Origin of the sequence: Shewanella sp. SM101 (assembly GCF_025654465.1) — a bacterium.
In the GTDB taxonomy this organism is placed as follows: Bacteria; Pseudomonadota; Gammaproteobacteria; order Enterobacterales; family Shewanellaceae; genus Shewanella; species Shewanella oncorhynchi.
Window position 1 is genome coordinate 1 of the sequence record NZ_JAKKRH010000085.1, and the last position, 7,233, is coordinate 7,233.

Annotated in this window: 10 protein-coding genes; 4 read left to right on the forward strand and 6 right to left on the reverse strand. The window is 40.6% G+C overall.

Features of this window, described 5'->3' with window-relative positions; genetic code table 11:
- Window positions 1–292 precede the first annotated feature (292 nt).
- The 6 genes from L5M38_RS23390 to L5M38_RS23415 all read right to left on the reverse strand — a co-directional run bounded on the left by L5M38_RS23390 (window position 293) and on the right by L5M38_RS23415 (window position 5,533).
- Entirely contained in the window at window positions 293–1,495 is a 1,203-nt protein-coding gene (locus L5M38_RS23390; protein WP_263180456.1) for a zonular occludens toxin domain-containing protein, read from the reverse strand.
- Complete coding sequence (locus L5M38_RS23395) at window positions 1,495–1,836, reverse strand: hypothetical protein (protein WP_263180457.1); 342 nt, start codon at window positions 1,834–1,836, stop codon at window positions 1,495–1,497. Before L5M38_RS23395 ends, L5M38_RS23390 begins: the two co-directional genes overlap by 1 nt.
- A 5-nt stretch (window positions 1,837–1,841) precedes the next feature.
- Window positions 1,842–3,287, reverse strand: a complete 1,446-nt coding sequence (locus L5M38_RS23400; protein WP_263180458.1) for a hypothetical protein — start codon at window positions 3,285–3,287, stop codon at window positions 1,842–1,844.
- A 14-nt stretch (window positions 3,288–3,301) separates the two neighbouring features.
- Complete coding sequence (locus L5M38_RS23405) at window positions 3,302–3,538, reverse strand: major coat protein (protein WP_263180459.1); 237 nt, start codon at window positions 3,536–3,538, stop codon at window positions 3,302–3,304.
- Between the two features lie 401 nt (window positions 3,539–3,939).
- A complete protein-coding gene (locus L5M38_RS23410; protein WP_263180461.1) occupies window positions 3,940–4,245 on the reverse strand; it encodes a G5P family DNA-binding protein in 306 nt (101 codons plus the stop codon).
- 10 nt (window positions 4,246–4,255) lie between these two features.
- Window positions 4,256–5,533 (reverse strand): phage/plasmid replication protein, II/X family, encoded by a 1,278-nt coding sequence (locus L5M38_RS23415; protein WP_263180462.1) that lies wholly within the window; start codon window positions 5,531–5,533, stop codon window positions 4,256–4,258.
- Between the two features lie 130 nt (window positions 5,534–5,663).
- Between L5M38_RS23415 and L5M38_RS23420 the strand changes: the two genes are divergently transcribed.
- The 4 genes from L5M38_RS23420 to L5M38_RS23435 all read left to right on the forward strand — a co-directional run bounded on the left by L5M38_RS23420 (window position 5,664) and on the right by L5M38_RS23435 (window position 7,073).
- Entirely contained in the window at window positions 5,664–5,858 is a 195-nt protein-coding gene (locus L5M38_RS23420) for a hypothetical protein (protein ID WP_263180464.1), read from the forward strand.
- 375 nt (window positions 5,859–6,233) lie between these two features.
- Window positions 6,234–6,524, forward strand: coding sequence for a hypothetical protein (locus L5M38_RS23425; protein ID WP_263180465.1), 291 nt, complete (start codon window positions 6,234–6,236; stop codon window positions 6,522–6,524).
- Between the two features lie 22 nt (window positions 6,525–6,546).
- Window positions 6,547–6,852 (forward strand): hypothetical protein, encoded by a 306-nt coding sequence (locus tag L5M38_RS23430; protein ID WP_263180466.1) that lies wholly within the window; start codon window positions 6,547–6,549, stop codon window positions 6,850–6,852.
- A 2-nt stretch (window positions 6,853–6,854) separates the two neighbouring features.
- The gene (locus tag L5M38_RS23435) at window positions 6,855–7,073 is read left to right on the forward strand and encodes a hypothetical protein (protein ID WP_263180467.1); all 219 of its coding nucleotides are present in this window, start codon (window positions 6,855–6,857) and stop codon (window positions 7,071–7,073) included.
- The last annotated feature ends 160 nt before the right edge of the window (window positions 7,074–7,233 follow it).

The window sequence follows — 7,233 nt, forward strand, 5'->3', positions numbered from 1 at the left end:
ATTGTGCGCAGTTTTAGTTAGGACTAAATAGCAAAACAATAACGACTAAACCAATAGCAAATATTGATGCGCCCAAAAGAGCTGGCTTAATTATGTAACCCCAGAGTGACGGCATAGAAACCCCTAGTTAAAAGAAAAAGGCGATTTGCAAAGACTTTGAAAATTAGCCATAACCTCCATTGCATCAAAATATGCAATGGAGTACCCAAGACTGAAAGCAATGATCGCAATAGCGAAATGAGGCCAATATTTTGAGACGATTTTATCAAAGTCCATGATTACCCCGTTTAGGTTAGTTGCTGGCTGTGAGTGTATCTGATTTGTTAGATGATACATTACTAGCGATTATTGCGTCATGATCTTCTCGTGGCGCCGCAGCTCCCTCAAGGGGCTGTGGCGCTTCACTCGAAGATACAAAAGGCGCACAGGTAACATAGTCAACGGATTTACCACGAATGAGAGCCGCTTTACATTCAGAAATAAATCTAACTTGGTAATCGAGGTGCTCAGGATAAAACACATCATCACCACGCTGAAAAACGTAAAGAAACGAATTAGTACCCTTAACACTAGCTGTAATTGAAACGCCTTCAAGCGGTGAAGTTGGTTGTGATTTTGTATCGGCTTTTGTTTCTGATTGTGGTTTGGCCTGCCCCTGTTCTGTGGCTGCTACGGTATTGGATGGAATCAAGTACCATGCTACAGAAGCCAAGAGCAGGCCAATAAAAAAGGCCGCGCGAGGTTGAGCATTGCCGAGTAGTTTATTGACGGAACCGTTAAATCGACGCTTGGTATGTTCGCGTGCATTGGTATATCTCCCGTAGATAGTGTTAGGCGGTAACATTGAATGCATACCGCAAGAACCCTCTGAAAAAACTTGCCGCGTGTCGTATGCGTTATAAAGGGCTGTGCCTGTATAAACCCATTTTTCAATGACTGGAGAAGAATCACTGGAGCCATATTTAACAATGCCCCAGTGTAATTTTGGTGGGCGAACATTAAGACCGCCCATCCTAAAAAACCATGTGACGAATGGAATAGACAATCTATCTAAACGTCGACAATGAACAACATGCTCCGCAAAGCCCTCCCGGGCTTGATTGTCCATCATTGAGACGTTTTGAATGATGAAAATAATATCCCAGCCTAATTTTCTAGCGTGTAACAGCCAATTGATTAAACCAGTGCGCCCTTTATCATTCCACGTTCTAGAGTTAAACCAAGTGGCGCATTCATCGAAAACTAAAAGACCGCTTTTATTTTCAGAATAATCGCCCTCGTATGGAGTCGGCAGAGCGTCCAACTCCTCAGCAGTTGGCCTATCGCTTACACGTATTACGCGACTATTTTTAGCGAATGGATTAATTAAATATTCCAAATTTAAATTTAAATTAGTTGCGACCATGCGCCCCTGATTTAAATATTCTTGAATACGCGAAACAGCAACAAGTGTTTTGCCAGAACCTAGTTTACCTGTAACCACATAAACGGCCATTATTTTACAACCTCCCATTGTTTCTCAAGAATATAACCGCCAATAGTAAACATGGCACAGAAAGCCTCAGCAGAAAGAATAATACTGACACAAAGACCAGTGTTAGAAGGCAAAAAAAGACCAGCGGCAGCAAGTTCAGGAGGTGCAGATACTAACAACTCCCCTGCCCAGCCCTCGAATTTATCATAAAGCTCAGTAAGACCCGCGCTAAACAACCCGATAAAAGTTAACGCGAAACCAATTTTTAAAACGCGCTTAGTTGCAAAATAAATCATTACAGCAGTAACAATACGCTGGATTAATGCAACAACGGCTGGGATACCAAGTAATGCAGGAACCATTTTATTTACCTATTAGTTGGAATAGTTGAATAGAATAAATGCCTCAAATATATTAGCGTTAAAATTGCAAAAACCCAATATAAGAGAGAGCGTATTTTCTCAGCAGATGAGCAAATTTCTATATTGAACTCACCAAAATCGAATGAACAATTTGAAGAGCCGCTAGGAAAAATGTTTTCTAAACTAGAGAAAATTGTTCTTTGTGAAGTTGATTTAATTTCATTGAAAACGCCATTTTCTAAAAAGTTATCATAATCTGACTTAATGGCTTTGTTTTCGTCATCAAGTGATTTGTCCATTTCTGAATTTTCAGGAATTGGTGATTCATCTATCAAAGATTTAGCAGCATCTTTCATGCCGCTGATTAACTTTTCATAATCGAGAGTAAAATCAGAACCGCCACCGCCCACACCACCGCCACCTGTACCACCGCCATTATCACCACCCAATTGACAGCTAGGGGCTAACGGGTTTTTTTTACAGAAATTAGAACCGCTTTGACAACTTTGAACTGTGGGATTCTTCTCACAGAAACTAGGTTGAGGCGTTGTCGCCTGGTCTTTACAAACGGGAGCATCAGGAACGGTTGTGCAGTCGACAGGCGCGGGAGAGCATGAAGCGCCAGTGCATTGTTCATCGCGAAAACAAATAAACTGCTTATTAAAATAACCGCAGCCGTCAACACATTCAAACTCACTTGAACAGTAGTTCTTGGGGTCAGCCGCGCAAGCGTAGCCGCCAGCATATGGAACGCATTGTTCAGGCTGCGGCTGTGGGTCATTGGGGCTAGGCTCATATTTAGGGATGGGATTGCCATCACCAAAACAGCCGACTTCAAGATTCGGTTGGTAATAAGGTGTTGTGCCTTGGTTGACACGAGAGAACGCACAGCGAGAACCGTCTTCGAACTCTTTACAAACTAATGGAGCAATATTATTGCCCGTTGAAAGCATGGAGCCTGAATTAAACAAATCGGAGCATTTAGAGACATTATCTAGCTCACGCGGGTCATAACATTGGTCAATTTTACCGTCGTTATTTGTATCACGCTCGAACGTGTAATTAGGGTAGTTATCAGGAGGGCAAGATAAAGATGATATATCTTTGGGATAACTCCAGTAACCAGCAACTATAGTACCAGAACTACCTTGAGGATATTTATAATTGAATTTCAATGTGTGAGTTGTACCTGAAACAGTGTCATAAATAGAACCAACAACTGGAATATCAGGTTTAGAAGAAAGAAAAGAGGATGAAGCAGAAGAAATACAAGAATCTAAAGTCATATTTAAAACAGTACCAATACCACCATAAAGATGTTTACATTCACCCACTTGAGTCGAGGTCGATTTAGGCGCTTGATAAGTAGCAGTATCATAAATACTCGCTTGCACATTATTTGAAATAAAAAGGGCTGCTATCAGCCCAAAAGCTAAAAACAGCCCTTTCATGACAGAACCCCTTATTAGGTCGCTTTGTTAGCGAATTTCTTAAACAACTTAATTGCAATAACAGCGGTGAAAACGACACCGACTAATGTCCACGCATAACCTTCATACGCAGTAACTTTAGCGCCTAACGCAGTAAATACAGCAGAGGCACCATCTGATTCAGCATGAGCGACAGCGATAGAACCTAAGAATGCAGTAGAGCCTAATGCGATTTTTGAACCATATTTTTTACACATATTGCGGATTTTCATATTTAACACCCCTTTAGGTTGAAGTATGGACAAACAATCTAAATGCATACATTTTGTAGCCGATTGCATATCCGAGCGCATAGCTGAACAAACCAAGCCCAACTAATTCCATTAGGAAATCAATATTAATTGATTGCCAAAAAGTTAATTCTATTTCCATGATTCACCATTCCCCCATCCGATAGCGAATGGAATAACAATGAGCAAAGCTAAAAGTAATTCGTTTAAATAAGGCATGGTGCCTCGCTTAATGTGCTTTCGTGATTAACAACATCACAGAGAGCGCATTCAAATAAATCATTACCGAACTGATTAACAGGCTGATGAATATCAGAGTGATAAACCTGTTTACAGCATGAACAAAACCAAAAACCTATTAAGTCATCCATGACTAATTATCCTTATGCGGATTTTCGGCCAAGAAGAGAATCAAGCTCAGACCAAGGCGCGAGAGTCACTTCAAAAGGGTTGATTTCAGGCTTATTAAATTTATTAGCCTGAAAACTAATTGGATGCATAAAATAGATACCAGCGGGATATGCAGGAACGCCCTCAGCCAAAGGGATTTGCACTTCAACTGGATAGCGGCCGCCTGTGTACATATAGCCAACTTGCCAATAGATAGTGCGAGCGGGTTTACCCTCTTTAGCTTCAAATGTCTTTTTTTGAAGCTGGCAGTTTTGAGCATCTAATTCGATTTTTAACATGATTTTTTCCTTAGCTTACAGCACGTAAGCCTTCTCTAAATTGCTTGTATAGTGGTTTTGGCTCTTGCCAGTTCTGCGGATGTTGCTTGGTAAAGTCGACGTTAATCATTCTGATTAGCGGCACGACATTTGAGGCTGCGTGAGCCTGCAAATTCTGTAAGTAAGCGCGAGGGATTACCTTGTTGATTTCTGAAAGGACGCGATAAAAAGTAGGTTCTGGAGTGGTAGCCTTAACCTCATCCCAGCCCTCATTTTTCAGGCTACGAACAAAGCGAAACAACCTATCGGCCTTGGCGTAGCTAACCTTACCCTTTGAAGAAACGGTTTGATAATTCGCTCTGAGAGCATCTCTAACTTCGTCATCGTTATATATGTTCACTTGATTACCCTCGAACGTTTTAAATATGTCTTCCCACGCATGCCACCACATGTATTGAATTGGGCAGTGACGCTTGGCCATATCTTCACAATGCTGAACAAAATCACCGACCCGAACAGGGAAGCCGAGACGCTTTAACATGCGAGGCATGATAGATGCTTCAAAGCGGAGTGAATTGTTAGCGAAAGCCAAAACCTCTGGGCTTTGCATTGCTTCAAGCTGGCGTTGGTATACGTCTGCCTTGGTTCGCTTAAATTTGTCTTGCGTGTCTTTAATTGCTTGCTGTAGCTCGAAATGTTTTAAGTACGCTTTTAGTTGCTTATGGCGGGATGCTGCTTTGCCGCCATTAGAATTTTTTGTGCCCCAGTAGGCAGTAGTATCGTGTGATGATTTGCTTGAGCGTGTCTGACCGGACGAAAGATTTCTAAGGGCGTGAATAGCATTTCTGGCTTCACTTTCGCTCGATAAGTGAGCGGTAAAAGTGCAGTCGATTTGCTTTATCTGGGCGCTGTAAAAATCAAGCATTTCAGATAAGCGAGGCATGCCAACGGAAAATGTTGTAACAAGAGCCTCTACGCACAATCTGGCATCATCAGAGCCGAAAACGTTATGACCTTGGAGTAGCTTTGCTGGACTAGCTTTAATTTCAACAAAAGGCCAGTAAGTAGGGCCGCCTGCATGAATTTTAAAACTCAGTGTTGACCAGCTAGAAGGGATAGATTCGTAAGGATGGCGCAGTGTTTCATAATCAAACTGACCATCGTTGTAAATCACGTTGCCCGCTTCGATACGAACGCCCCGCATAAGACATTCTTTCAAGCAAACGATGCCGGAAATGCGGTCTGAAACCGTGTCACCGATAACGTAATCTTGATGGAATGGTATCTCAATGCGGAACAAATCAATCATTACATGTATACACGATTAAAATAACAATGGACGAACTATATGCCAAGATTTATTACATGTAAACACGGATGAAAGAAATTTATTAAATGTTGTATATTGTCATGAGGTATAACTGGAGAAATCTGCAAAAATGACAAAGAGAAATGACACAACGGTAGCTATCAATGGAGACAGAAAGACAGCTTTGCAGGATGCCGCTGTAGAAATTACTATCGCGACAAGAAAGCCAGTGAAACCTTCGGTAATAGTTCACTATCTAATTGATAACTATCTAAAAGATGCGGTGAAGGATTTGAAGGATAAAGAAAAGTTGAAATCGGTATAGTTTTAGCGAAACTCTCAAAATGAGAGTAGAGTCCACTGTTAAAGTATGTGGACTCAGCCCTTCGGGCTTTGATTGATGTATACAAATGAAGCTTGGCAGTCGCTAAAAGTAAAAAAAGCGGCTTGGCAGGACGAATGTCAGCGATTTTGAAGCTGTTACAAAATCAAACGATGACAGACGGAGGCGCTATACGTTCCCGCAAAAGCGCCCCGCTCCGCTCCCATCAAGGGGATAAATCCCCTTAATAATCCCCAAAAAAGATAGCATTTTGCAAAATATTTTATTATTTTGCTATCATTTTGCTTGACTATATCTGTAATTTTGCTATCATTAATACATAGAAAGAACACTAACTGATAGCAAAAGGCGGATAAAATGGAAACACTAAAAGTTGACGGTTTAGTAATTGAAAAAAGTGAATTTATGGGAGTTGCAGAAGCAAGAATAGAAATTAGCAAGCATTTAGCATTACACACAAAAATAGAAAAAATGAGCATGTACTGGAACGAAGATGATGAATCATACATGTTATTAACAGGCATAGAGCGAGCAAGTCTGTTCTTAGAAAAAGCAGTAGCCGAAGAAATTGCAGAGTTCCTAAACCTAACTAAGTGGAAATATGACGAATATGACAATGTTGTTGTATTCAAAAATGGCGAACACTAACTGATAGCAAAAGGCGGATAAAATGGAAACACTAAACATAGACGGTCTAGAGATAGAAAAAAGCGAATTCGAAGGAGTTCCAGAAGCAAGAATCGTTGTAAGCAAACACATGATAATATATTCAAAAATCAAAGATTTAAGCATATATTGGAATGAAGAGGATGAATTATTTTTATTAGAAACAGGATTGAAAGGAGTTAATTTTTCTTTAGATAAAGATGTAGCTGAAAAAATTGCAGAGTTCCTAGACTTAACTAAGTGGGCATACGACGACTACGACAACGTTATGATATACAACAACGGAAAATGGACTTACACGGAGATATAAGCATGGCATTTACAGTTAGAGTGACAGAAGACCAAGAAAAAAGGCTAGAGGAACTTATGTCAATTACAGAGCAAGCGACTAAAGCAGGATTCGTGCTGTACATGATTGAAAACGGTAAAGAGATTATAGAGAACGATAGCAAATTTAGAAGGGTTAAAGGAATGGAAGAAGAGATAAAACTAAAAGAGAAAGAGATAGCAAAAATCAAAACCGGCAAGTGATTTTTGATAGCAATAGTGAAATGAAAGGAAAGAATAGTGATAGCAAAAAACCGCGCACAATGCGGATTATATTAAACTCGGTCTACGACCGTCCCCTGTCGCTTGCGCATTATGACAGGGGCAGCAGTTCAACATAATGCCGTCTATACATTGTGCGCAG

What these genes read in the sequence shown, in the direction of transcription:
- L5M38_RS23390 (WP_263180456.1), bottom strand. Translation starts at nt 1,495, where the DNA reads ATGGCCGTTTATGTGGTTACAGGTAAACTAGGTTCTGGCAAAACACTT.
- L5M38_RS23395 (WP_263180457.1), bottom strand. Translation starts at nt 1,836, where the DNA reads ATGGTTCCTGCATTACTTGGTATCCCAGCCGTTGTTGCATTAATCCAG.
- L5M38_RS23400 (WP_263180458.1), bottom strand. Translation starts at nt 3,287, where the DNA reads ATGAAAGGGCTGTTTTTAGCTTTTGGGCTGATAGCAGCCCTTTTTATT.
- L5M38_RS23405 (WP_263180459.1), bottom strand. Translation starts at nt 3,538, where the DNA reads ATGAAAATCCGCAATATGTGTAAAAAATATGGTTCAAAAATCGCATTA.
- L5M38_RS23410 (WP_263180461.1), bottom strand. Translation starts at nt 4,245, where the DNA reads ATGTTAAAAATCGAATTAGATGCTCAAAACTGCCAGCTTCAAAAAAAG.
- L5M38_RS23415 (WP_263180462.1), bottom strand. Translation starts at nt 5,533, where the DNA reads ATGATTGATTTGTTCCGCATTGAGATACCATTCCATCAAGATTACGTT.
- L5M38_RS23420 (WP_263180464.1), top strand. Translation starts at nt 5,664, where the DNA reads ATGACAAAGAGAAATGACACAACGGTAGCTATCAATGGAGACAGAAAG.
- L5M38_RS23425 (WP_263180465.1), top strand. Translation starts at nt 6,234, where the DNA reads ATGGAAACACTAAAAGTTGACGGTTTAGTAATTGAAAAAAGTGAATTT.
- L5M38_RS23430 (WP_263180466.1), top strand. Translation starts at nt 6,547, where the DNA reads ATGGAAACACTAAACATAGACGGTCTAGAGATAGAAAAAAGCGAATTC.
- L5M38_RS23435 (WP_263180467.1), top strand. Translation starts at nt 6,855, where the DNA reads ATGGCATTTACAGTTAGAGTGACAGAAGACCAAGAAAAAAGGCTAGAG.